This window comes from Caproicibacter fermentans (genome assembly GCF_014303955.1).
GTDB lineage: Bacteria > Bacillota > Clostridia > Oscillospirales > Acutalibacteraceae > Caproicibacter > Caproicibacter fermentans.
On the sequence record NZ_CP060286.1, the window covers coordinates 1,647,574 to 1,670,977 of the forward strand.

The 23,404-nt window shown below is 51.8% G+C and carries 20 protein-coding genes, 2 tRNA genes, 1 pseudogene and 1 riboswitch; of the genes and pseudogenes, 11 read left to right on the forward strand and 12 right to left on the reverse strand.

Annotated elements, in window-relative coordinates:
- Positions 1-27 precede the first annotated feature (27 nt).
- From recQ to HCR03_RS08135, 4 genes are all read right to left on the reverse strand, one after another.
- Positions 28-2,178, reverse strand: coding sequence for a DNA helicase RecQ (recQ, locus tag HCR03_RS08120; protein ID WP_187037552.1), 2,151 nt, complete (start codon positions 2,176-2,178; stop codon positions 28-30).
- Between the two features lie 587 nt (positions 2,179-2,765).
- Positions 2,766-2,855: transfer RNA gene (locus tag HCR03_RS08125), tRNA-Ser, on the reverse strand.
- A gap of 30 nt (positions 2,856-2,885) precedes the next feature.
- A tRNA-Ser gene (locus HCR03_RS08130) sits at positions 2,886-2,974 on the reverse strand.
- 130 nt (positions 2,975-3,104) lie between these two features.
- Positions 3,105-3,506, reverse strand: coding sequence for a putative ABC transporter permease (locus HCR03_RS08135; RefSeq protein ID WP_156989715.1), 402 nt, complete (start codon positions 3,504-3,506; stop codon positions 3,105-3,107).
- Between the two features lie 199 nt (positions 3,507-3,705).
- On the opposite strand from HCR03_RS08135, the gene HCR03_RS08140 reads away from it, so the two are divergent.
- The 3 genes from HCR03_RS08140 to HCR03_RS08150 all read left to right on the forward strand — a co-directional run bounded on the left by HCR03_RS08140 (position 3,706) and on the right by HCR03_RS08150 (position 7,520).
- Positions 3,706-5,310, forward strand: a complete 1,605-nt coding sequence (locus tag HCR03_RS08140; protein WP_066649620.1) for a putative bifunctional diguanylate cyclase/phosphodiesterase — start codon at positions 3,706-3,708, stop codon at positions 5,308-5,310.
- Positions 5,311-5,454: 144 nt separating this feature from the next.
- Complete coding sequence (locus tag HCR03_RS08145) at positions 5,455-6,834, forward strand: Sapep family Mn(2+)-dependent dipeptidase (protein ID WP_187037554.1); 1,380 nt, start codon at positions 5,455-5,457, stop codon at positions 6,832-6,834.
- 8 nt (positions 6,835-6,842) lie between these two features.
- A complete protein-coding gene (locus tag HCR03_RS08150; protein ID WP_407926846.1) occupies positions 6,843-7,520 on the forward strand; it encodes an HD domain-containing protein in 678 nt (225 codons plus the stop codon).
- Between the two features lie 8 nt (positions 7,521-7,528).
- On the opposite strand, the gene HCR03_RS08155 is transcribed toward HCR03_RS08150, so the two are convergent.
- From HCR03_RS08155 to HCR03_RS08165, 3 genes are all read right to left on the reverse strand, one after another.
- A complete protein-coding gene (locus HCR03_RS08155; RefSeq protein ID WP_187037556.1) occupies positions 7,529-8,266 on the reverse strand; it encodes a C39 family peptidase in 738 nt (245 codons plus the stop codon).
- A gap of 149 nt (positions 8,267-8,415) precedes the next feature.
- Positions 8,416-10,824: a GH36-type glycosyl hydrolase domain-containing protein gene (locus HCR03_RS08160; protein ID WP_187037558.1), complete on the reverse strand. Its 2,409-nt coding sequence runs from the start codon at positions 10,822-10,824 to the stop codon at positions 8,416-8,418.
- A gap of 103 nt (positions 10,825-10,927) precedes the next feature.
- Entirely contained in the window at positions 10,928-12,727 is a 1,800-nt protein-coding gene (locus HCR03_RS08165) for an aminopeptidase P family protein (RefSeq protein WP_066649628.1), read from the reverse strand.
- 147 nt (positions 12,728-12,874) lie between these two features.
- Between HCR03_RS08165 and HCR03_RS08170 the strand changes: the two genes are divergently transcribed.
- Positions 12,875-13,255 carry a metal-dependent transcriptional regulator gene (locus HCR03_RS08170; RefSeq protein WP_066649631.1) on the forward strand — a complete coding sequence of 127 codons (381 nt, stop codon included), beginning with the start codon at positions 12,875-12,877 and terminating at the stop codon, positions 13,253-13,255.
- 157 nt (positions 13,256-13,412) lie between these two features.
- Here HCR03_RS08170 and HCR03_RS08175 read toward each other — a convergent pair whose 3' ends face one another.
- Complete coding sequence (locus HCR03_RS08175) at positions 13,413-14,645, reverse strand: IS110 family RNA-guided transposase (RefSeq protein ID WP_187034258.1); 1,233 nt, start codon at positions 14,643-14,645, stop codon at positions 13,413-13,415.
- A gap of 353 nt (positions 14,646-14,998) precedes the next feature.
- On the opposite strand from HCR03_RS08175, the gene HCR03_RS08180 reads away from it, so the two are divergent.
- Positions 14,999-15,883: a CFI-box-CTERM domain-containing protein gene (locus HCR03_RS08180; RefSeq protein ID WP_187037559.1), complete on the forward strand. Its 885-nt coding sequence runs from the start codon at positions 14,999-15,001 to the stop codon at positions 15,881-15,883.
- 155 nt (positions 15,884-16,038) lie between these two features.
- Here HCR03_RS08180 and HCR03_RS08185 read toward each other — a convergent pair whose 3' ends face one another.
- A complete protein-coding gene (locus tag HCR03_RS08185; protein ID WP_156989714.1) occupies positions 16,039-16,506 on the reverse strand; it encodes a hypothetical protein in 468 nt (155 codons plus the stop codon).
- Positions 16,507-16,679: 173 nt separating this feature from the next.
- On the reverse strand, positions 16,680-18,035 hold the full coding sequence (locus HCR03_RS08190; RefSeq protein ID WP_156989713.1) for an MATE family efflux transporter: 1,356 nt from the start codon (positions 18,033-18,035) through the stop codon (positions 16,680-16,682).
- A 216-nt stretch (positions 18,036-18,251) separates the two neighbouring features.
- Here HCR03_RS08190 and sigK point away from each other — a divergent pair, with 216 nt between their 5' ends.
- Positions 18,252-18,899, forward strand: a complete 648-nt coding sequence (sigK, locus tag HCR03_RS08195; RefSeq protein ID WP_156989712.1) for an RNA polymerase sporulation sigma factor SigK — start codon at positions 18,252-18,254, stop codon at positions 18,897-18,899.
- 249 nt (positions 18,900-19,148) lie between these two features.
- On the opposite strand, the gene HCR03_RS08200 is transcribed toward sigK, so the two are convergent.
- Positions 19,149-19,325 carry a helix-turn-helix transcriptional regulator gene (locus HCR03_RS08200; RefSeq protein WP_175391693.1) on the reverse strand — a complete coding sequence of 59 codons (177 nt, stop codon included), beginning with the start codon at positions 19,323-19,325 and terminating at the stop codon, positions 19,149-19,151.
- Positions 19,326-19,406: 81 nt separating this feature from the next.
- Positions 19,407-19,506, forward strand: a riboswitch (TPP riboswitch).
- Between the two features lie 230 nt (positions 19,507-19,736).
- On the opposite strand from HCR03_RS08200, the gene HCR03_RS08205 reads away from it, so the two are divergent.
- From HCR03_RS08205 to HCR03_RS19765, 5 genes and pseudogenes are all read left to right on the forward strand, one after another.
- Positions 19,737-19,982 carry a phosphomethylpyrimidine synthase ThiC gene (locus tag HCR03_RS08205; protein WP_228725155.1) on the forward strand — a complete coding sequence of 82 codons (246 nt, stop codon included), beginning with the start codon at positions 19,737-19,739 and terminating at the stop codon, positions 19,980-19,982.
- Between the two features lie 178 nt (positions 19,983-20,160).
- Positions 20,161-20,997 carry a hydroxyethylthiazole kinase gene (gene thiM / locus HCR03_RS08210; protein WP_187037560.1) on the forward strand — a complete coding sequence of 279 codons (837 nt, stop codon included), beginning with the start codon at positions 20,161-20,163 and terminating at the stop codon, positions 20,995-20,997.
- A gap of 3 nt (positions 20,998-21,000) precedes the next feature.
- A complete protein-coding gene (locus tag HCR03_RS08215) occupies positions 21,001-21,318 on the forward strand; it encodes a thiamine-binding protein (protein ID WP_066644908.1) in 318 nt (105 codons plus the stop codon).
- Entirely contained in the window at positions 21,302-22,012 is a 711-nt protein-coding gene (locus HCR03_RS08220; protein WP_066644910.1) for a thiamine phosphate synthase, read from the forward strand. Before HCR03_RS08215 ends, HCR03_RS08220 begins: the two co-directional genes overlap by 17 nt.
- A 16-nt stretch (positions 22,013-22,028) precedes the next feature.
- A pseudogene (locus HCR03_RS19765) lies at positions 22,029-22,154 on the forward strand (hydroxyethylthiazole kinase); the annotation flags it as partial.
- Positions 22,155-22,450: 296 nt separating this feature from the next.
- Here the strand turns inward: HCR03_RS19765 and HCR03_RS08230 are convergent.
- Positions 22,451-22,942 carry a flavin reductase family protein gene (locus HCR03_RS08230; protein WP_066644912.1) on the reverse strand — a complete coding sequence of 164 codons (492 nt, stop codon included), beginning with the start codon at positions 22,940-22,942 and terminating at the stop codon, positions 22,451-22,453.
- Positions 22,943-23,404: the final 462 nt, after the last annotated feature.

Genomic DNA, 23,404 nt, shown 5'->3' on the forward strand with positions numbered 1-23,404 from the left:
AATCGTGTCGGCGCCCGTTCCCTCCGCTCATTCCCGCGTGCTTTTGCAGAGGACGTATCGGATCGCCCCATAGCTGATTGTTTCGGGCAGCGCCTCTTTGATCGGTTTCAATCTGTCACGTCCGCAGCGTTTTACGGCTTCCGCGATCAGCCGTTCTTCCTCCTCGGTTACAAAAAGGCCTGCGTCGACCGGCATCCCGTTCCGAAGGCAGCCCAGCAAATGATTTTCCACCGTGTTCGGAGCAAGTCCGCGCTTCTTTGCGATCTCGTCAATTCCAAGACCGCTTTGATAAAGCCGGTAGCTTTCCTTCTTTGTGTCGCCGACGGCTTCCGGCGCTTTTCGATCCTTTTTCCCGGGTATGCCCACGGAAATATCCTGTGGGATTGGAATCTTGTTTTCTTCGGCATAATTTCTGATTGCCTCCGTAAAAAGGTCCCCGAATTTTTCCAGTTTCACTCTGCCCACACCGGGAATGCGGAGCAGGCTTTCCCGATCGATGGGATAAGCCGCGCACATTTCGCGCAAGGTTGCGTCCGAGAAAATGACAAAGGGAGGAACGCCTTCCTCCTGTGCCAGCCGGGAACGGATCCGGCGAAGAATTTCAAAAAGCTTCTCGTCCGCAGGAACCGCGCCGCTTTGGTTCGCTCCCTGCTTCCGGATCGCGCGTTTGATGGAAACAGTTTTCCCGCCGCGCAGCACATCCCGGGCGCAGGGAGTTAATTTCAGTACCGGGTACTGATCCCCGCGAAGCTCAAGATACCGGTCCGCGACCAGAAACGAAATGATTTCCCTGATGGTTTCCGCGGAATATTCCTTCATGATGCCGAAGGTGCTGAGCCGGTCAAAGGCCATCTCCCTTATTTTGCGCGTATTGCCGCCTCGCAGCACGCCGGCGACCATTCCGGTCCCGAACCGCTCGCCCATGCGGGCAATGCACGACATGATTTTCTGCGATTCCACCGTGATGTCCGTACTCTCCACCCGGCTGTTGCAATTTCCGCAGTTTTCGCACCGCTCTTTTGCATTCTGCTCTCCAAAATACTTCAGTATGTAAGAACGCAGGCATTTGTCCGTGTTGCAGTAATCGACCATATCGTTCAGCTTTTGAAAATTAACCGCCTTATCGCTGTCATTCGCGCCGTTTTCAATCAGGAATTTATTCGTCACGATATCCGACGCGGAATAATAAAGAATGCATTCGGCTTTTCCTCCGTCGCGCCCCGCCCTGCCCGCTTCCTGATAATAGCTTTCAATGCTTTGCGGCATATTGTAGTGAACGACAAAGGAAATGTTCGACTTGTCGATTCCCATGCCGAACGCATTGGTCGCAACCATCACATTGACGCGGTCGTAAATGAAATCGTCCTGATTTTTGGCCCGTTCCGCTTCCGGAATTCCTGCGTGATACCTTGCGGCCGGATGCCCGCTGCCGTTAAGCCTCTGGCACAGGGAATCCACCGTTTTCCTTGTGGAGGCGTAGACAATTCCGGACTTGCCTTGGTTTTTTTCCAGATATTCGAGAAGGGCATCGGTTTTATTCCGGGGCTTTTCCACTTCAAAATAAAGATTCTCCCTGTTGAACCCGGTGGTCAGCGCAAACGGCCGCCGCAGCTTTAAAAGCCGGGTGATGTCTTCCCGGACGTGCGGGGTAGCCGTCGCGGTAAAGGCCGCGACAACCGGGCGGGACGGCAATAAAGCCGTCATTTCCGCTATTTTCGTGTAGCTCGGCCTGAAATCATGTCCCCACTGCGAGACGCAGTGCGCTTCGTCGACGGCGACCATGGAAACGTCCAGCTTCCCGATCAGCGTGCGAAAAGCATCGGTCTCCAGTCTTTCAGGAGCGACATAGACGATTTTGTATTTTCCGTTTTCAGCGTTTTCAAGCACCGCGTCCTGCCGGTCGGGCGAAAGCGAGCTGTTAACATAGGCCGCGTGAATCCCAGCCTGAGATAAAGCGTCGACCTGATCTTTCATGAGAGAAATCAGCGGCGATATTACGATCGTAACGCCTCGGAAAAGGAGCGACGGAATCTGGTAGCACACCGACTTTCCTGCCCCTGTCGGCATGACGGCCAGCACGTCCTCTCCGTTTAGTATGTGATCAATCACTTCCCGCTGCCCGGGCCTGAACGCATCATAGCCGAAATAGCGCTTCAGCAGCGACTGAGGAGTATCCATTTTTAAAATCGCCCTCTTCAAAAACCAAAATGATATGCGCTAACGCCGCACGTACCGCTTTGTTTTATTGTAATCCGAATTTGGGACATGATCAAGTGCGGAAAAACAGTCTGGCAAAAGTGACATGGCTGGAAATTTTAGCTCTTTCAAGTACCGACGACCCCCAGGTTGTGCAGAATAAAAAATCAGTCGGGATTTCGCCGATGTCAACGCTCTTGCAGGACAAGCCCTTATTCGGTACAATACGGGATCGAGAATCCTGACTCATTTTGTGCAATCATGATTTGCATTTACGGATAGAACCCGCATCTTTCTTGTGAATCCGTGTCTCAGTTCCAGAGCACGGCGCTTTAACTGATTTAGATTCAGCCGGTCTGCTAAATGCTTTGTGTTCCTACTGCCTGGTTTTATCAAAGGATCCTGTCTGCCTGCCGCTGAATATAAGCCGCTGTAATCTTGTTTATTAATAGTTGGGAACGCTGTTAGGAATAAAATCGTTTAGCTGTCATTTTATCAAATCATTATCATACAGACGAAAAAAAAGAAACCCCCACGAACCTAGCATTCATGGGGGGTTTCTTTGATTTTGGCGGAGAAAGAGGGATTTGAACCCTCGCGCCGGTTACCCGACCTACTCCCTTAGCAGGGGAGCCCCTTCACCACTTGGGTATTTCTCCTTTTATGGTGAAAAAAATTATCATTAAATTTGGCGGAGAGGAAGAGATTCGAACTCTTGGTCCCTTGCGGGATCACTAGTTTTCAAGACTAGCTCCATAAACCACTCGGACACCTCTCCATGTAAGGAATTCATGCCCGCAGGTGCGAAAATAATAATACCATATCAATATGTACTCTGTCAAGAGCGAAATCTTGTTTTCAAATTGAAAGCCGCGTCTCCCGGAAACGGATTCCCGGACGCGGCTTTTTTACCCTTTGATTCCCTCGATTATTTTTTTACTGAACCGGTCATAGAGTCCGCATAACTGCATGGCCGGTATGGTAAGGGCACACCACAGAAGCGAAAACGGCAGACAGATCTGGCCCATAAAATTCATTGGGAGCTGTGAATAATCCCAGACATTCATTTTTAACACAAGATTGACCAACACCCCTGTCGCAAATTCCACCGTTGTTATGATCGCGGACCCAGCCGCACATCTTATCGCCAACGGCCTGAATTTCAGGCGGTAATTACATACCCTGTCAATCAGGCACAGACAGATGCCTCCCGCAACAGCCATGGAAAAATCGCTGTGGCCTCTGCAGATGATTTCAAGAGAAGGATACACGACCCCACCGGTCAAAAATAAAGAAAGTTTCTTTTTCATATCCACGCCTCCTGCAAAAATTGTTTACAGCAAGGTGTTTTTTATTCCAAAATAGTTTCAGAATTTATTTTCCAGATCAAGACAGAAATTTTTACAAAATATTATGTCAGATTTTGTTATGAACCTGAAATATTTTGATGAAATGTGCTGCGAAATAAGGTATAATTAGAAATAGCACAGAAGCGAGAGGAAGATGCAAATGATACGCAAAAATAAAGCTCTCATTTCCGTGACAGTTTTGGGGATGCTTCTTTTAGGCTTAGGTGTTTTCATAATCGTCAGTTTGAATCAGTTGATGATCCCGGATCAAAAAAACTCCTTTCGCAATGCTTTTGAGCAGACGGATAAAGTCCTTTTTATGAGCACGATTCTTTTTCTGATCCTGCTCGCGGCATTTCTTATCGCTTTTTTCTGCTTTTTTAAATTGAAGCGGTTTCGCTATGAGGCAAAAATCCGAAGCGATGAGCAAAAAAAATATTTTACCGCCTTTGACGCGCTGACTGGCTTGCCGAATCGAAAGGGGATCATCGAGCAATTTGACGGCTGGGTGAAAAAATGTGTCAGGGACTCAAAAAGCGGCGGGGCTCTGTTTCTTGATTTGGACAACCTGAAAACCGTTAACAATACCTTCGGCCACGATGCTGGAGATCAGCTGATTGCCGAATCGGCGGCGCGGCTGAAAAAATTTATCGGCTGCGAAGATATTGCCGGACGCACGGGCAGCGATGAATTCGCCGTTCTGATTCACGGGGCAAATACGGAGGATGAGCTTGAGTTTCTTGTTCGGAAACTTATTCGAATATTCCGGGAACCCTATCTGATCAACGGGATCGTGATTCAGCTTTCCTGCAGCATGGGCGCGCTTCTGGTCCGCTGCCGGGAAACGGAACGCAGCATTCAGTTTGAAGATATCCTTGGACGCGGAGAATTTGTTCTGAATGAAGCGAAACAGACGCACAGGGGCAGCTACGTTCTATTTAACGAAGACCACGGCAATCAGATCGACCGTCAGTTTCGTTTGGAGCGCGCACTGAAGCTTTCCATCGAAAGCGATGAGCTGCTGTGCTATTTTCAGCCTCAGTACGACTGTAACAGCGAAAGGATCGTCGGATTCGAAACTCTGGCACGGTGGAAAAATGCCGAGTTCGGAATGATCCCGCCCAGCCAGTTCATTCCGATGGCTGAAAAGTCGGGCTTCATCAAAGAGCTCGGCCGCCATGTGATGGAGTGCACGTTTGCTTTTGCCAAAAGCATGGAGGGCCGCGGGCTAACCGTGTCTTTCAACGCCTCTCCCATGGAGCTTTTAGAGGTAAATTACATCGATTACCTGATCAGCAGGTACCGTTTTTACGGCCTGTCCCCCAACAGCATCGCGATTGAAATCACGGAGTCAAGCCTGATGGAATCTTTGGAGAAAATCACGAGCAAGCTGCAGATTCTAAAAAAACAGGGAATTCAAATTTATCTGGACGATTTCGGAACGGGCTTTTCCTCTCTCACCTACCTGAAAACCCTGCCGATCGACGCGATAAAAATCGATAAAAGCTTTATTGACGAAATTGTTACGAAAGATGTGGAAAAAGATATTGTTCTCATGATTGTCGGACTTGCGCGCCGGCTGAACATGGAGGTTATTGCCGAAGGTGTGGAAACCGAGGAGCAGCTGAACTGTGTGACGCGGGCCGGATGTCATCTGATTCAGGGATACTTCATCAGCCGGCCCATCTGTCAGAGCGAGGTTCTGCCTCTTCTCGGCCAGCCGAAAAAACAAACCGGAGGCGTCTTTGCCTCCGAAACGGATTAGAATAAACCGTGGCCCGGCCGGGGGAATCCCCAGTCCGGGCTGCTTTTTCAATGACTGTTTTTTCACCCTTAACCAAAACAAGCTTTTTTTATCCGTGCCCTGTGATATAATAAACTGGATAATGATGTTAGGAGGATGATTCCAGTGTTATTTGGAACAGAGATCTTAAAATATCGGGACGAGATTCTGAAAGACCTTGCCGACTTGATTGCGGTGCCCTCCGTTCGCGGAGAAGCGCTGCCGGGCAAACCGTTCGGCGAAGAACCGGCAAGGGCGCTTGCCATGGTTCTCTACAAAGCGCAGAAAATGGGCCTAGCCGTAAAAAATGTGGACAACTACGCGGGTCACGCGGAGTACGGCTCCGGAAACGAAGCCGCCGCGGTGGCCGCCCATGTCGACGTTGTTCCCGCCGGAGAGGGATGGGACAGCGACCCGTTCACCCTGACCAGAAAAGGAAACCTGTACTTCGGGCGGGGCACCGCCGACGACAAAGGCGCGGCCGTGGTCGCTCTTTACTGCCTGAAGGCGCTGAAGGACGCCGGAGTCAAAGGGAACCGCCGTCTTCGCGTCATATTCGGTTCCGGGGAAGAGACCGGCATGGAGGACCTGCACTATTATTTTCAGAAGGAAGAAATGCCCGTCATGGGTTTTACGCCGGATTCGGACTACGGAATCTGCAACCGTGAAAAGGGCATTCTCCGGTTGAATCTTCTCTCCAAAGAGAAGCAGCCGTCGGTCATCAAAGAATTGGAAGCCGGCGTCGTTTACAATGCCGTTCCCGATCATGCCCGGACCATCCTTTCCTGCTCCGGTCAGTCTGCGGACGCTCTGAAAGAAGCCGCGAAAACAGCGCAGGGGGAATTTACATTCAAATCCGTTCCCGACGGACTTCAAATTGTGTCGAAGGGAAAAGCCGCGCACGCCATGCAGCCGCAGTCTGGTTTTAACGCCGCGGCGGCTCTGATCCGTCTGCTCTCGTCCGTGTTTTCACCCGAGGAGCTCGGCGCTTTCTGCTCCTTCCTCGATCAGAGTATCGGGTTTTGTTACGACGGCTCCGGCATCGGCGTGCAGCAAAGCGACGAGCAGTCCGGTCCGCTCACGCTGAATCTGGGGATCCTTCGGCTGGAGAACGGACAGGCAAAAGCCGGAATCGACATCCGCTATCCCGTCACATCCGACGGCGGCCCGATTTTCAGTGAAATCAGCCGCCGTGCGGAAGAAGCAGGCCTTTCCGCCGAACTGCTGGAAGACGGCAAGCCGCTGTACCTGCCGGGGGACAGCAAGCTGATTTCCATCCTTCAGGATTCGTACGCCTGCGTCACGGGAAAACCGGCGGAGCTTTACGCTACGGGCGGCGGCACCTACGCGCGCGCCATGAAAGGCAACGCGGTCGCGTTCGGCCCGTTCTTCCCGGATGAGCCGGACCGCCGGCTGCATAACACCAACGAGAGCATCGACATCGACCGGTTTATGATTCACGCCCAGATCTGTCTGGAAGCGATGTACCGGATGCTGACGGCCTGACGGAGGAAATGATGCCGAAATATACTCATATCACCTTTGAGCAAATTTTAAAAAACGATGAAATCAAGGCCTATATTGAAACCGGAAACAGAAACCTTGGGGAAATCGGATTTACGGAGCATGGGTTTCCCCACGCGAAGAGGTCCGCAAATTATGCCGGGAACATTCTGGAGCAGCTCGGCTTTGACGGCCGCACCTGCGAGCTGGCGCGCATCGCCGGATACATGCACGACATCGGGAACGTGGTAAACCGGTACAACCACGCCCACAGCGGCGCGCTGATGGCCTTTAACATCCTGAACCGGATGAATATGCCGCCGGAAGAAGTCGCCCTGATTTCGGCCGCGATCGGCAACCACGACGAGGGAACGGCCGCGGCGGTCAGCCCGATCGCGGCGGCGCTGATCCTGTCCGACAAGGGGGATGTCCGCCGGACCCGTGTGCGCGACCGCGAGACCGTCACGGCGGATATCCACGACCGCGTCAATTACGCCGTCGAACACGCCGCGACGGAAATCGACGCCGAGCGAAAGACCGTGACTCTGAACATTACCATCGACACCAGCATCTGCCCCGTCATGGAGTATTTTGAAATTTTCATGACCCGCATGGTGCTTTGCCGCCAGGCGGCGCAGTATCTGGGGCTGCAGTTTGAATTGATCATCAACGAAACGCGGCTGCTGTAAACTTTCTTTTACTCCAAAACCACCGCCTGGCAGAAAAGCTGCCGGTAACGCGCTTCAAACAGGGAAAAATCGTAGCGCACCGTGCCACGGGGATCAAGCGGGTCGCTGAACACCGCGTCGTTCCCCGAATGCCCGATCAGGACAAGACAGTGTTCGCGCGCGGGCCAGCGAAAGTACTCCTTCGTCCCCTCCAGATACCATCCGTCGCCCTCATACGGCTCTTTCATGGAAATGGTCGCCCAGACGATGACGGGGATTCCCCTATCGATGTAATCGAACAGGTCTCCGGCCTTTGTCCCGCTCAGATTCACCGCCCGGCGGCTGAGCCCTTCGGAGGAAAAATAGCGGTTCACCGCCTGTGTGACGACCGGAGCGAAACATCCGTATCCGTTTTCAGCCGGACTGCCCGCAAATTTTTTCCATGGGTCCGGTCCGACCACGACGCCGCCCGAACGGCGGGGCAGGCCGCCGATCTGAAAATAATCCGCAAGCTCCGTCTTGGTGATTTCGCAGCCGATGTAATTCAGGACGATTGTCGTCGAAGTGATCTCACACCCGGACGGCTGTTCCGGCATCTGCTGAATGTTTTCCACCGGCAGAATCATCTCCTCTTCCCATTCGGCACTCGTTTCCACGGCGTCCGCGGTGACATGCAGCGCGTTTTGACCGCACCCGGCTGCCGGAACCAGCGCAACGGCCGGAATCAGCAGACAGGCGGAAAAAAGCCCGATGCGGCGTCTGCGCATTTTGATCCCCCCTCACCGATCAATCAGACCGCCCTGTTCAACCATATTGAGCAGCCGCGCGGTTCATGATTTATTTTCGGGCTGACCGGCCAAATCTTTAACAAAAAACCTTCCGCTGAAACCGGCGGAAGGTTTTTTGTTGTCCCTGTTTATTGGGCGGGATCGGCGCCCGGCATTGTAACGACCAGCTCGTTTTCATTCTCCAGCTGGCCGAACGGCACCAGACTGTCGGGAAGCGTTTCACCGTTCAACACGATCCGAACCGGCCCCCCCTGCGCGCCGTTCGGATTTTTCACCGTGATATGCAGCCGTTTTCCTCGATAAAATTTATCAATGGTGAATTCTTTCCAGTCCGACGGAACGGCCGGCTGGATTTGAATGCCTTCCGCCGTGGGACGAAGCCCCAGAATTCCGCGGACGCAGGCGACCATGACGGTGGAAGCCGTGCCGGTCAGCCAATGCACATGCGCCCTGCCCTCGTGAGGGCTTTGGGGCCCCTCGACAAACTGGCCGTGAACATACGGCTCCAGGCGGCGGATTTCCGCCCGGTCGTTTTGTTCGGCGGGGCTGCATTCCCGATAGTACTCATATGCCCGGTTTCCGTGACCCATCAGGGACTCGGCAAGAATCAGCCAGCCCTGGGCCTGCGAAAACACCGAGCCGTTTTCCTTGACGGAGGGCAGAAACAGCCGCATCCGCGCACCGTCAAACGCGTGCTCGCGGTATGGCGGGTCCATGATCACGGCCCCATATTCCGTGTTCAGCCTTTGATGCACCGTTTCAAGAGCAGCCCGCGCCCGTTCTTCGTCCGCACAGCCGCTGATGACCGACCAGGACTGCGGGTTCAGCCACAGGTTGGCCTCGGGGTCATCCCGGGAACCGACCTTCTCCCCGCTTTCTCGGATCCCGCGCAGATAGCGGTCCCCCTGCCAGCACACATCGTTCAGGGTCTTCCGCAGCTTTCGGGACTGTTCCTCAAGCTCCGACACGGTATCGCCGTCTTTCCTGATTCGCGCAAAATCAAGAAGAATCCGCATCGCCTGGTAAAGCTGAAACGCGACAAACACAGACTCTCCCTGTTCGCCCATCCGCAGGCAGTCGTTCCAATCCGCGTACAGGCCGACCGGCAAACCGTGCGCCCCGCCGTGCTCCAGACTGAACCGCACCGCCCGCCGAAGGTGCTCGTAAACATCCGCTTCGCCGTGGTCCGCAAACGGAATCACTTCGTCAAGAAACCGGATGTTTCCGCTCTCGCCGATATACTGGGCAACCGTGGGAAACAGCCATAAAGCGTCGTCTGCGCGGTACGGGTCGTAATCATAGCCCGGTTCGCCCGGAAGCTTCACATGGCCGGGCTCATGATGAAACCCAATGAGAGGCAGACCCGCCCCGCAGGACGTCTGCCCTGAAAACATGAGACGGATACGCTCGAACGCCATCTCCGGCACCAGATGGAGAATTCCCTGAATGTCCTGGACGGTATCGCGGAAGCCAAGGCCGTTGCGAAGACCGCAGTAAGTAAAAGACGCGGCCCGCGACCAGATAAAGGTGATAAAACACTGATAGGCGTTCCAGGTGTTGACCATATGATTGAAATTCTCATCCGGAGTATGTACCGAAAAGCGGCAAAGCTTTTCCTCCCAAAAATCCTTCAGCTCTTCCCACTGTGTCTCGATGCAACGGGGATCCTCATACTCCGAGAGAATCTTATCGGCTTCGGCATCCGGGTGAGCCCCCAGAACAAAACAGAGCTGCCTTTCCTCCCCGGGTTCCAAATCCAGATCGGCCTGCAGCACGCCGGCGGAATTTCCTCCGTAATTCGGAACGTTTCCGCAGTCGCCGCGCTCCACCGCGATCGGATTGGCATAGCTTCTGTAAGGCCCGACAAACTCTTCCCGGTCGCCGCACCAGGAGGAAACCGGCGCGCCCGCGAGGCCGAAAAAGCGTTCCTCCCCATTTGACCCGTCCGCATTTCTGCGGCAGCATTCGTTGTGCAGCTGGAGAATGCGGTTCCGGTGAAAGCATGTGCGGGTAATAAACTGCGTGTACTGCAAATTGACGGCGTCCTGCTCATAATTGCCGTCGTTTGTGAATTCCGCGCAGCCGAACACGGAAACAGCTCTCTTCCGGCCGCCTTCATTCCGGATTTTCAGCCGCCATACCTCGTAAGTTTTGCCGAGCGGAACCAGATAAAGCGTTTCGGTCGAAATACCGGAGTAAGACGACGAAATCACGGTATAGGAAAGTCCGTGGCGGCACTCACTCCGGTATAAATCCAGAGGCTTGCCGACGGGCTGCCAGGAACCGGACCAGTAGTCCCCGCTCTCACGGTCGCGGACATAAATGTACCGCCCCGCCTGATCGGCCGGGACGGAGTTGAAACGGTACCGCAGCAGCCTGCCGTTCGCGCCTGAGCGAACAAAGCTGTAGCCGCCGGCCTGATTGGAAATGATCGCTCCGTATTCAGGCGATCCAAGATAGTTGGCCCACGGCTCCGGCGTATCCGGTTTGGTGATGACATACTCCCTGCAGGTATCGTCGAAGTAACCATATTTCACGGGAAGTCCCCCCTTTTCAATTCGACGGCCACCTTGCTTTTACAGCCGCCTCATCCATTATAAGGGAAGATCTTCCTTCCTACAATATGCCGAATACGAAAATTTACGAAACCTGACGGTTCAGCGGACGTGTTTTCCGTTTCAGCCATTCGAGCGTTTCTCCGGTCAGCAAAGGCGACAGAAGTTGACAGACGCGGCTGTGGTACTCGTCAAGCCACAATATTTCATCCTTGGTCAGCAGCTCCGGCAGAATGGGGGCCGTGTCGATCGGGAAACAGGTCAGAATTTCAAACCGCAGAAAGCGGCCGTACTCGTTTTGCATTGCGTCGGTGACCAGCATCAGGTTTTCCGTCCGGATCCCATGCTTTCCCTCTTCGTAAATGCCCGGCTCATTGGTAATATTCATGCCGCTTTTCAGAACGACGTCGTTCTTCGGCCGGATGCTCTGCGGTCCCTCGTGAACCCCGCCGAACATTCCGACTCCGTGCCCGGTGCCGCAGCGGTAGTCAATGCCGTGTTTTTGAATCTGGCCGCGGCAGACCATGTCGACGCCCCCGCCCGTCGTCCCTTCCAGGAATACGGCCGAAGCCAGAGCGATGTGGGCTTTCAGCACCCAGGTGTAGTGCCTCTTTTCTTCCTCTGTCACAGGTCCCAGGGCGAACGTGCGGGTAATATCGGTCGTCCCCTCCGGGTACTGCCCGCCGCTGTCGATCAGCAGCAATCCTCTTTTTTGCAGCGTTTTACAGGTTTCCGGCTTCGGTGAATAGTGCATCATGGCGGCGTTCTCTTCGTAAGCCGCGATGGTTGCAAAGCTTTCCCCTTTGTTATGCGTCTGGCGAGCTCTCGCTTCCCGCAGGAGGTCGCAAACCGTGCATTCGGTGACCGTCTCGCCCTGCTCCAGCCTTTTTTCCAGGTCGGCGCAGAACTCCGCCATGGCGCAGCCGTCGCGGACATGCGCGATTCTGAAATTCTCTATCTCCGTCCGGTTTTTTACCGCTTTCAAGCGTATGACAAGGTCGGAGCCCTTCTGAATCCGGCAGCTTGGATTTTCCTTCAGGATATGGAACAGTTCATAATTGATGCAGTCCGGATCGACCCGCACGGTTTTCTGTCCGCCGATCTTCTTTAAGTACGGCTCGATTTCGTCATAAGGCCGAACGGTTACCCCGTTCTGTTCCAAATATGCCGCAACCCCCGGCTGAAAGCGGGACGAGTCGATGAAAAGGACCGCGCTGTCCTGAAAGACGGCGGCGTACGACACCGCCATCGGATTATATTCGATATCGGACGCACGGAGATTGCAGAGCCACGCGACGCACTCCAGCTTTGAATAAATCTGGCCGTCCGCACCTTCCTGTTTCAACCCCGCGCGGACCTGCTCCAGCTTCTGCGCGCAGGAAAGGCCCGCGTACTTCTCTCCGTGCAGGTAAACTTCCGTTGCCGGAGGGAGCGGTCGGTTCTTCCAAAGCGGAGTAATCAGGTCCGCGGAACGGACCTGAATCCCCTTTGCGGCAAACTTCTCTTCCATGGATTCCACGTCCGAAGCAGGGAGCATCCGCCCGTCAAAGCCGACCGTGTCGCCCTTTTGAAGAATTCCCAAAAGAAATTCCGGATAGGTCTGCACGCCGCCGACGCCCATGCGGAACAATTCGATTCCGCTGCCGGTAAGCTGGCGCTCCGCCTGAATAAAATATCTGCCGTCCGTCCAAAGCCCGCAGCGTCCGCGCAGAACCGCCAGCGTTCCAGCAGAACCCGTGAAACCCGAAAAATATTTGCGCGCCTGCCAGAAATCCGGCACATATTCCCCCATATGCGGATCAGAGGATGGAATAATATATGCCGAAAGACCGTTTTGAGTCATCTGCTCCCGCAGCGCCGCTATTCTGTCCTGAATTTTCTGCATGTCACAATCGCTTCCCATTTATCAATAATAAAAAAAGTATAGGCTCCGCGGCGCGGTCTGTCAAGAATCCGTTTCCTGCCGCACTTGTTATTTAGTCTGTGGAATGATATAATGAGCCATATGATTCCATGAACGGGAGGGTCTGGATTGAGAATACAGGAATCGGGAGAAAATTACCTTGAAACCATTCTGATTTTAAAAAATCGAAACGGATTTGTCCGTTCCATCGACGTTGCCAACGAACTGGGCTTTACCAAAGCCAGTGTCAGCCGTGCCATGAGCATTTTAAAAGAAGCCGGTCTTCTTGTCATGGAGCAGAACGGAAACCTTGTATTGACCGATTCCGGCGCGAAAAGGGCTGCCGCGGTCTATGAGCGGCATACTCTGATCGCCAAATTTCTGGAGCTGACGCTGGGCGTCGACCATGAGACGGCGGTTCAGGATTCCTGTCGGATTGAACACATCATCAGTGAAAAAAGCTTTCAGCTGATTAAAAAACATGTGGAAGATCACCCGGAAACCGTATGAACCGCCACAGACAGTCTAATGGTATGAAGTCAAGAGGGTAAGTGCAAATGGAACGGATAAAAAAGCCACCATAAACGTACTGGCTGGATAAAAAAGGCAAACCTTTTCAAGCCCTGCCCTTGCAATTTAAAAAACAGGGTAACAATACCATCAGAGTTTAATACTCTTCCGGTGGAATGTACAGGCGGTTGTCTTTCAGCAGCCGAAAGACCAACCGAACCAGTTTTCTGGCAGTTAAAGCGAGTGCGCGTTTATGCTGGAACTTGTTGACCTCTTTGAACTTGAGGTCATAGTAGCGCCGGAACTCCGAGTCGCATCTTCTCATAGAGTTGGCAGCTTCCAGCAGATAGTACCGAAGGAATCGGTTTCCGGACTTGATTAGATGGGTATTCTCAGCCTCATAGTCTCCGGACTGGTGCTGAGACCAAACGAGGCCAGCAAACTTAGCCAGAGAGGCCTGAGACTGAAAGCGGTGAATGTCACCGATCTCAGCAATAATACCCGCTGAATACACCTTACCAATACCGGGGACAGAGGTCAGCGTATTGGGGATGATCTCGAACTGCTGCTCGATAGCCTTGTCCAGCGTCTTGATCTGGCTTTCCAATGCCCGCATGGCAGCGATCGAGACCGACATGGCCTGGTTGACAGAATCGTTCACGGTTTTGGGAAGCCGGTAGGAGCCTTTGGCGGCGGTTTGCACCGCCTTCGCGGTAGCTTCTGGATTGGCAAACCTCCCTCGTCCAGATTTCACGATGAAGTCGGTCAACTCTTTTATGTCGGCGTAAGCCAGTGCATCCACTGTCTCAAATCGTTCCATCAGGGCAATGGTGGTGGCGCTGGTATTTTGGGAAAGGACTTTTTCCTGAGCCAACCCAGAGCACTTGAGAAACAGGTAATTCGCAAAACGCTGCTTTTCCCGCGTTAGGTTCTGGACAGAGAAAAAGCGTGCTCTGGTTAGTGTTTGAAGGGCCTTGTAGCGATAATCGTCCATGTAAACCTCTGAGGCAATTCTGCCGAATCTGAGATGGTCGGCAATCACGAAGGCATCCACGAAATCGTTCTTGGGCAGATCGGAATAGGCTTCCTTGAACTTTCTGACCTGCTTGGGATTGAGAACATGGATCTTCCGTTGAAACCGTCCCAATCTGCCATCTTCCCGGAGCGCATAAACGAGGCAGTCCCCATAGATGGAGGTGGCCTCAAGGCCAATCATCACGTCGCTGAGCTGCATCGCGGTAAGTGCGGACACAATTCTCTCAGACATCAGTTTAGCACCACCACGGTTGTTCTGCACGGAAAAGCTGCTGTGTTTGGCTCCATCCGGCTTCATGAGGTAAGCGACGTTATTTTTGCTGCTCACATCAATGCCAACGTAAAGTGGATTCAAAAATATCACCTCCCCCACAGTGGGATTTTCAAGTCGGCAGGTTTTAAGATACCCATGATAACCGGAGCATCAGCAACCTCGCGTATTAGAATCATTCCGGAAAAGGCCAATGCGATATCCCTCACTGCTAAAAGGGCGGCCTTGCTTCCGGCAAACAGCTAATGAGTTTGCAGCTAACTTCCGGCTCAGGGGAACAGACTATCTGTGAAGCAGCCTTACGGCCCAACAGGAGGAATTAGAGCTTGTCCCTGCCGACTTGACAGCATTATATCACGGGCATCTCAAAGCCTGCCGGTATTCTATTTTTGGGGCGTTTTCGCCCTACAAAACTTATTATACGAGGAGGATTCCCCATGAGCTATCGCTCTTTGCGCTGCCCGCACTGCGGCAGGGAGCTGCAGGTTCCGGAAGACGCCGAAAAAATCGTCTGCATGTTCTGCGCGCAGCCGATCGAGCTGAACTTAGCGCCCGGCCCGTCCGTCCGTCTGGGCGAGGCGGTCCGGCTGCTTCCGCCTGAGACCTTTTCCACCGTCATCCGCTTTGACGGGCTGAACGCGAAAAACTATCCCGGCAAGTTTGAGTCTTATCGGGATGCGCTTGGTCCCGCCCTTCAGGCTTATCTGAAGGAAGAAGCGGCCTACGGCGAAGAAGCCGCCGAGTTTTTTTCCGACGCCCTGATCGACGGCTTCGAACAAAAAGGGAAAACCATCCGGCAAACCGCCGCAAACGCGTTCGATCTTCGCATCTCTATCACTTCGCTCACGATTCCCGCCATACTTGATTTAAACACGCCCGCCGCGGACCGGCTGGCGGATCTTTTCCTGAAAAAGTGGAACTCCGCCCATAAAAAGCCGCTCGGCAAAGCCACCTTCTCCACCATTCAGAGCGGATTCCGCAGCAAGCTCTGTTTTATCACGACGGCTGTCTGCACCGAACTCGGCAAAGGCGACGACTGCGAAGAATTGCAGATTTTGCGCCGTTTTCGAGACGAATACCTGTTAAAGTCCCCCGGGGGAACGGCAAAGATCAGCGAATATTACCTGCTCGCTCCCTTCATCGTCGGCGCGGTGGAAGCCTCCGGCAGATCGAAGCCGGAGTGGAACCGGGTTTACCGGAAGCATCTCCTGCCCTGCCTCTCCGCGCTGAAAAAGGACCGGCCCCGGCAATGCGAACAGCTTTATGAAAATATGATGTCCGAGCTTGAGACAAAATGGCTTAAAGGGACTGTTGCAAAATAGCCTCGACGAAAAATATTGCACAAAAAATGCGCCTTGATTGGGCTTCGGCAGCCGCTTCAAGACGCACTTTCTTGCTTTTGGAGCTATTCCTTTGTGCAATTTGCTATCGCAAATTCATTTTGCAACAGCCCCTTTTTAATGTTCATTTTGCTGTGTCAAGTGGTTTCTTCCCAGTCGACAACTTCCTTAACAGCCGGATGCCGCGCTTCATCCATGAGTTTCAGCATCTCAAGCGCACTGCGGAAATTCTTCGTTTTTTCTTTTTCGACCCAGGTAATGCTGCCCTGCCAGGATGCGTTCTGCCGGAATTTAATATGCACCAGAAAAGTAGCCCTGTCCTGCTGTAATGCCGTATCGATCTCCGATTCCATGAAGTTCTCCACCTTTCTGACAAACGTTTTCGAGTACTTGGATTCAAAACTCCGGCTTTTAAACGACGCCTGCGGAAACTGCATACTGTCGCACAGACGATCCATCGCAAGGAGGAGTTCGGTTTCGCTGTTAAAGTTATAGACCTTTCGGTAAAAGCCGCTGTAAAGGCGTCCGGTCAGTTTGCTGTCCTGAGCACTGTCCAGAGAAACTAAAATCTGCGCAGGTGAAAGTTTTTCTTTTCTGTTTGTCATTAACATTTCTTTCACTTTCCATATTTTCCGTTTTTTTCATTATATCTGATTTCGGTTCGCTCATGGGCGCTGATTTTCGCTTAAAATCTCTTCCTGGATGAAATCCGGAAAGAAGAGCCAGATTTTCCTACAGACTTCCACCATTCTTTCGGTCTCTCGCTTTCGGAACGCGATTATGAATCCAACGCACGAAGAGTCGTCCGTTTTAAAAGGTAAAAGAGCAGTATGCTCGCCATCAGAGAAATCCCCTCCGCAATGGGAAAAGCATACCATACCGCTTCCAGCCCGATCTTAGACAAAAGGTACGCGCAGGGCAACAGCACGCCAATCTGTCTCAGAAGCGAAATGGTCAGGCTTTTGATTCCGTCTCCAACCGCCTGAAAAGTCGTGGAAAAGACAATACCGAACGCAGCGGGCAAAAAGCAAAGCGATATGGTGCGCAGCGCAGGTACTCCGATTTCAAGCATTCTGTCGGACGCGTTGAAAATCAGCAGGAGCTTGTCTGTAAACAGCCAGAATCCGGCCACCCCGACCGCCATGATAGCCGCCGCAATGATGCAGCCGATTTTGACGGCGCTGAGCAGTCGGCCCTTGTTTTTTGCTCCGTAGTTATACCCCATCACGGGCATCAGCCCCTGATTCAAACCGAAAACCGGCATAAAAACAAACGACTGCAGCTTAAAATATGCACCAAAAACCGCAACCGCAGTCTCGGTAAATCCGATCAGGATTGCATTCATACCGACCACCATCGCAGAGCCGGTGGACTGCATCACAATAGCAGGCAGCCCGACCGCGTAAATATTCCGGATGACGTTCCAGCTGACATGAAACCCCCTGAATTCAATTCTGACTTCATGCTCCCGGAAAAAAAGCACCAGCAGTCCGACGCACATCGAAAGAATCTGCGCAATCACGGTCGCAATCGCCGCTCCCTTCACGCCGTATGCGGGCACGCCGAACAGTCCGAAAATAAAAACCGGATCCAGCAGCATATTGCCGACGGCGCCAACCAGCTGAAAAAGCATTGGAAACACCATATTGCCGGTCGCCTGCAGAATTTTTTCAATATTGATTTCAATACAGGCCCCAAAAGAATATACGCAGACAATATTCATGTATACGGACCCCATGCTGACAATTTCGGGGTCTGAAGTAAAAGCGCGGAGAAACGGTTCGGATAAAAACAGGCCGACAAACAGAAAAAGCAGACCGTTCGCGAATCCAAGCAGCAGGCCGTGCGTTGCAGCCCGGTCCGCCTCTTCTCTGCGGTTTTCCCCCAGCCGGCGCGCAATCAGCGAATTCAGTCCGACTCCGGTGCCCACCGCAAGCGCGATCAGGAGCGTCTGAACTGGAAAAACCAGCGATACGGCAGTCAGCGCATTTTCGCTGATCTGCGCGACAAAATAACTGTCGACTATGTTGTATAATGCTTGAACCATCATGGACAGGATTGCCGGAACGGACATTGAAATGATCAAGGGAAAAACGGGCATGGCGCCCATTTTATTCTGTCTAGTTTCTTCCAAGTGAATTGCCCTCCTTTAAGTATCTTTTATTGTATCTGATTCCGGCAAAACTTACAACTAGATAAAAAAATAAGGTTTCGGAAAATCGGCTCCGCCGTTAGTCCGGCAAATAAAGAACGGGCGGCAGCTGTTTCCTGAAAGATCAAAACGGACTTGCAACAATCCGGGGCCGTCCCGCATATACTGTCTGTACACGATTCCAAGGGGGCGAATACCATGTTTGGCGCATTTTTGGGGCTTGCACTATCCGGCTTCCTTTTTCTGGTGCTTCACGTTACCGGCTCCGGTTCTTTTCCCCGTCCGTTAACAGCGCAGGAAGAAAAGGATTGCCTGGAAAAAATGAAGAAAGGGGATCAAAAAGCAAAAGCGAAGCTGATCGAACACAACCTACGGCTGGTTGCCCACATCATCAAAAAGTATTACTCCAGTTCCAGCGAACAGGACGATCTGATTTCCATCGGCACGATCGGGCTGATCAAGGCAGTCAACACATTCGACAGTTCCAAGGGCATTCGTCTTTCCAGCTATGCCGCAAGATGTATTGAAAATGAAGTGCTGATGTATTTTCGTTCCTCCAAAAAAAGCGCGCAGGATATTTCCATCAACGAGCCGATCGACACGGACAAAGACGGCAACACCTTGACGCTGATCGATATTATGGCAACGGAGGACAATATCATTGACAACCTGGACTATAAGATGAAATCCGAACAGCTGAAAAAATACATAGACAATGTTCTCACTCCCCGTGAAAGAACCATTATCAGATTGCGGTACGGCCTGGACGGCATCGATCCGCTGACTCAGAGGGAGGTCGCGCAAAGGCTTGGCATTTCCCGTTCCTATGTATCGCAGCGCGCCTAATGTAAGCGCTCGATATTCTGGTCTGTTCTAGTCTCTTGCTTTAGATTAGCGCAAGACCCGCATTGGAAAGATAATGTAATAAGGCCCGATTGACTGGTGCGTAGTTGGAATGTGATATACAAAAGCAGTCCGTTTCCAAGAGAGACGGACTGCTTAAAATGGCATTGAATTTCAATTGGTCACCTTAATACTGAAAAAATCATGAAAGTCAGGTCCGTTGTGAACAGTTGAACCATGAGAAGGACTTTATTATGGAATACTTGCAATACTCTTGCCAAATTGAAAGTTGAACGCTATCGAAAGCGTGGGGCCATATTTATTATTTTCAATGGCGTTGATCGTTTGTCTTGAAACATTGCGCATCTTCGCCAGCTCTTCTTGTAATATGTCCTTTTCTTTTCTGTAATGCCTTATGTTGTTTTTCATTTACGAATCGGTTTATCTATATAGATTAATGTTTAGCGGAATTGACATGGCAGCCAATAAGTGATAGGATAAAGAAAACAAAATATGTTGCGGGGGAACTCTTATGAGTTGAGAAGGTTAAAACCTGACCCTTTGAACCTGTCAGTTAACACTGGCGTAGGGAAGCAATTCATTATACGGAACAATGAATAAGTGCTTTTCTTACAGAAGGAGGGCACTTTTTTATTCTATAAAACCGAATACGTTGCGGGGGGACTCAAACGGATGCTGTCCGCACGAGTTGAGAAGGTAAAATCTGACCCTTTGAACCTGTTAGTCAATACTGACGTAGGGAAGCAAATCGACGTGATATAAGGATGCTTGCTGAACTCAGCAGGCATCCTTGTTTATTCAGAAAGGTAAGTGAGAAGCATGCCGTTGAGAAGATCACGAAAATGGGTGCGATCGCGGCGTACGCCGGCCGACATCGCCAAAGGCTTGAAAGGTGCCCGCGAAGCCGGCTACCGCTTGAGTGAAGCCCGCCGAAAGCTTGGTTGGGAGGAAACATTCCGGCTTTTCCTCGATGGGGAAAAAACAAAGGCATATTACAAAAGCGTTCCGCCGGAGGATCAGCACAGCTGTTCCATAGCGGAAAAATGTGCGCACTGCTCACTATGAACCGGATGCTGGACGGGCTGGATGCGGAACTGAACTCCGCAGAGAAAAAGTAAAAGAAAAAAAAAGAATAAATGGGTGCCTGTCTGTGGGTAACAGACTGAATTGCGGGTTGACCGCAGGGCTGAGATTATACCATAAAACTTGATCTGGGTAATACCAGCGGAAGGAAGAATAGGAAATGATCAGTAAGGAGAACATTCAAAACCGGATGATTCAGGCGGTGGAAACCGTAAAGCGGACGAATCCTATGGCAGGATCAATCACCAATTCTGTGACGATCAATTTTGTAGCCAATGCTCAGCTTGCAGTCGGCGGCTCAGCCGCTATGGTCTACCTGCCCGATGAGGGTGAATCTCTGGCGAAAGCCGGCGCAGCTACCTACATAAACGTCGGTACCCTTTTGCCGGTTTATGAGCAGACTTTACCCCGCACAGCCAAAGTCCTGCACGATCTGAGTAAGCCATGGGTTCTGGACCCGGTCGCGGCCGGTTTCGGCTTGCTTAGGACGGAACTGCTCAGACAATATAAAGAGTATAAGCCCAGCGTGATCAGAGGGAACGCTTCGGAAATTATCGCATTGGCCGGTTTGTGGGGATTGGACGGCAGTTCGGAGGAATCCCATGTCCGCGGTGTCGATTCTACGGATTCGGTAATTGCCGCAAGGGCGGCGGCTGTCGCGCTGGCCGGGTGGACAGGCGGAGCTGTGGCCGTATCGGGCAAGACGGATTTGATCACCGACGGTTCCGTCATAGCCTTCTCTCAGGGAGGGTCGCACTTTATGGAAAAAATCACCGGGTCGGGCTGTTCCCTGGGTGGAGTCGTCGCGGTCTATGCAACGGCCGCCTCACCGTTTATTGCAGCGCTTACTGCTTCCTCCGTGTACAATTTAGCGGGGAGCCGTGCTGAAAATGAAGTGGACGGTCCCGGAAGTTTTCAGACTCGGTTCCTCGACGAACTGTATAAAGCAACCGCAGTGGAAATTGCCAACAACCCGTTTGAAATTGAGGAGGTTTAATCTATGAATGCACTGATTGCAGTCGCAATCGCGCCCTGCGGCATAGGTGACGAGCTCGCGCCCGAAGTAGCCGAAGTCGTGAAAGTAATTCGTGAGTCAGGCTTACCGAATCATACGACGTCCATGTTTACAGAGATCGAAGGCGAGTGGGATGAAGTGATGAAGGTTGTAAAAGACGCAACCTTCGTGCTTGCCGGCAAAGGTATCCGCACGGAAGTTGTTCTGAAAGCCGATATACGTCCCGGTTTTACAGACATGATGAATACCAAGGTCGATAAAGTCAACGGTATTTTGGGAGGACAAAATGAGCGTCAGAAATAAATTGGACATTTCAGCATACTTTGTCGTGGGGCCTGAGAATACGAAAGGCCGGCCCGTTGTGCCGATCATTCAGGATGCGGTTGAGGGCGGCTTCACATGCCTGCAGATCCGTTCAAAAACCGTCTCGGCACGCGAGCTGATTCAGCTAACCCATCGGGCTTCCGAGGTGATCGCGCAAGCCGGTAAGTCGGATACGGTAGCACTGCTGGTGGACGACCGTCTTGACGTTGTCCTGGCGGCGAGAAAACAAGGGATAAAAGTGGATGGAATCCACGTTGGGCAGTCCGATATCCCGGTGGAAGTCTGCCGGGAATACCTGGGCGACGATTCCATCGTTGGTTTATCAGCCCGAACGCATGAATTATTTGAGTACATCAAAACGGCGGATGTCAGTCAAATTGATTATTTTGGCGCCGGACCGCTGCATGAAACAAAGACAAAACCGGACTGCGGGCTCAATTTGGATGGGAAAGTGATCACCAGAAGTTTCGACGATATTGCAAAGCTTGCCAAACTCAGCCCGATTCCCGTCGTAGTCGGCGGAGGTGTTAAGCTTGCTGATATACCTCAGCTTGCTGAAACCGGAGTCGATGGTTTTTTCGTGGTATCCGCAGTGTCTGAAGCCGACAATCCAAAGTTAGAAGCCGCCAAGCTGGTTGATACCTGGAAGTCCCATACACCCCTAAAGAGGTGATACGCAGCAAAAGCCGCTGATCCATCCTATCACAAACTACGTTGCGGTCAGCTTCAACATCACGCCGGCCATCGGAGCATTCCCGGTCATGGCCGACGATATCGGAAACGTGGAGGCCATCGCTTCGATTTCCCAGGCTATATTTTTTAGAAACGAGATAACATTAATTTTTTCATTGCAAATGCGGAAGGCGTCGGACGCTGAATTTTAAAGCCGCGATTTTTGACCTGGACGGGACGCTGATCGATTCCATGGGCGCATGGAGAAATTGATATTGATTTTTTGGAGAAACGTAATCTGCCTATGCCTGGAACTCCTTTTTTGAATGTCTCGACACCATTCCTTTTAAAGGAGTCCCAATGACTTTCTATACTTTCGCGAATTTGCGAACTTTATTGTACTCTATCGGTACTGTTTCTAACAATACTGCAAAATAACCTATAGAAGATTGATTTTTGAAAAGTCGATATCACCGTTTTCTTTCAGCAGGGACTTTTCGCAGTGTACCGCTTCGACTTTCCCGATAAACATTTCGTGGGACCCGGTCATGATGGAATCGACAACCGAGCACTCGATGTTGACTGGGCAGTCCTCCAAAATCGGGGCGTTAACTTTTTCGCCTTCCGCGACGGCCGCGCCGCATTTCGCCAGTTTATCCTCGTCCCGCCCGCTGTGACTGCCGAGGTAATCAAACATTTCCTTCTGCTCCACGCCGACGAGATTGACAACAAAGCACTTCGTTTCCTTGACCATATGGTAGGAATACCTAGATGGGACGATCCCGACCATCACCATTGGTGGGGCATAACTGCAGTTTCCGCAGTAAGCCACGGCAAGCGCATTGTTTTTTCCGTCCGCTCCCCGGCATGACACAAGGATTTTCGGCGCGGGCTGAAGGCAGGATTTCATGTTTGCATTTGCTTTTTTCATTGTAAAAGACTCCTTTTTAATATTTTAAACAGCTGAGGTAAATATGCTTTCGCGCAGCTTGCTCATCGGGTTCTGCGTTGCTAAAGTAAGATATTATTGGCACGGCTAAATCCCCCCTATCGGCTTTCCAAGCATATATCATCAACGCACATTCGATCCTTTTTTCTGCAAGGTACAACTGAGGTCGTTTGGCTGATCAATACTTCCGTTTTTTTAATCGCGCAAATTTCAATTAACCCTATACCGTGCAAAGGTTTTTCTTTTGAATATTCAGGTTTTTAAAATAATGAATCGTACTTTGCAGACACTGAGGTTTCTCATTTTTTAAATGCTTGGACTTTTTCCGGACCCACGGAAGTTTGTGCTTATATAGCGCCCTGATACCCGTCCCTGCCAATATAATCATCGATTTTAAACGGATCAATTAAGCCCCTGTTACGCATAAATGACGCTCTTTCCAGT

Coding starts and splice junctions, on each gene's coding strand:
- HCR03_RS08230 (WP_066644912.1), bottom strand. CDS start 22,942: ATGAAAAAAGCAAATGCAAACATGAAATCCTGCCTTCAGCCCGCGCCG.
- HCR03_RS08215 (WP_066644908.1), top strand. CDS start 21,001: ATGAATGCACTGATTGCAGTCGCAATCGCGCCCTGCGGCATAGGTGAC.
- HCR03_RS08155 (WP_187037556.1), bottom strand. CDS start 8,266: ATGCGCAGACGCCGCATCGGGCTTTTTTCCGCCTGTCTGCTGATTCCG.
- HCR03_RS08180 (WP_187037559.1), top strand. CDS start 14,999: ATGAGCTATCGCTCTTTGCGCTGCCCGCACTGCGGCAGGGAGCTGCAG.
- HCR03_RS08185 (WP_156989714.1), bottom strand. CDS start 16,506: ATGACAAACAGAAAAGAAAAACTTTCACCTGCGCAGATTTTAGTTTCT.
- HCR03_RS08140 (WP_066649620.1), top strand. CDS start 3,706: ATGATACGCAAAAATAAAGCTCTCATTTCCGTGACAGTTTTGGGGATG.
- thiM (WP_187037560.1), top strand. CDS start 20,161: ATGATCAGTAAGGAGAACATTCAAAACCGGATGATTCAGGCGGTGGAA.
- HCR03_RS08220 (WP_066644910.1), top strand. CDS start 21,302: ATGAGCGTCAGAAATAAATTGGACATTTCAGCATACTTTGTCGTGGGG.
- HCR03_RS08205 (WP_228725155.1), top strand. CDS start 19,737: ATGCCGTTGAGAAGATCACGAAAATGGGTGCGATCGCGGCGTACGCCG.
- HCR03_RS08165 (WP_066649628.1), bottom strand. CDS start 12,727: ATGCAGAAAATTCAGGACAGAATAGCGGCGCTGCGGGAGCAGATGACT.
- HCR03_RS08150 (WP_407926846.1), top strand. CDS start 6,843: ATGATGCCGAAATATACTCATATCACCTTTGAGCAAATTTTAAAAAAC.
- sigK (WP_156989712.1), top strand. CDS start 18,252: ATGTTTGGCGCATTTTTGGGGCTTGCACTATCCGGCTTCCTTTTTCTG.
- HCR03_RS08200 (WP_175391693.1), bottom strand. CDS start 19,325: ATGAAAAACAACATAAGGCATTACAGAAAAGAAAAGGACATATTACAA.
- recQ (WP_187037552.1), bottom strand. CDS start 2,178: ATGGATACTCCTCAGTCGCTGCTGAAGCGCTATTTCGGCTATGATGCG.
- HCR03_RS08135 (WP_156989715.1), bottom strand. CDS start 3,506: ATGAAAAAGAAACTTTCTTTATTTTTGACCGGTGGGGTCGTGTATCCT.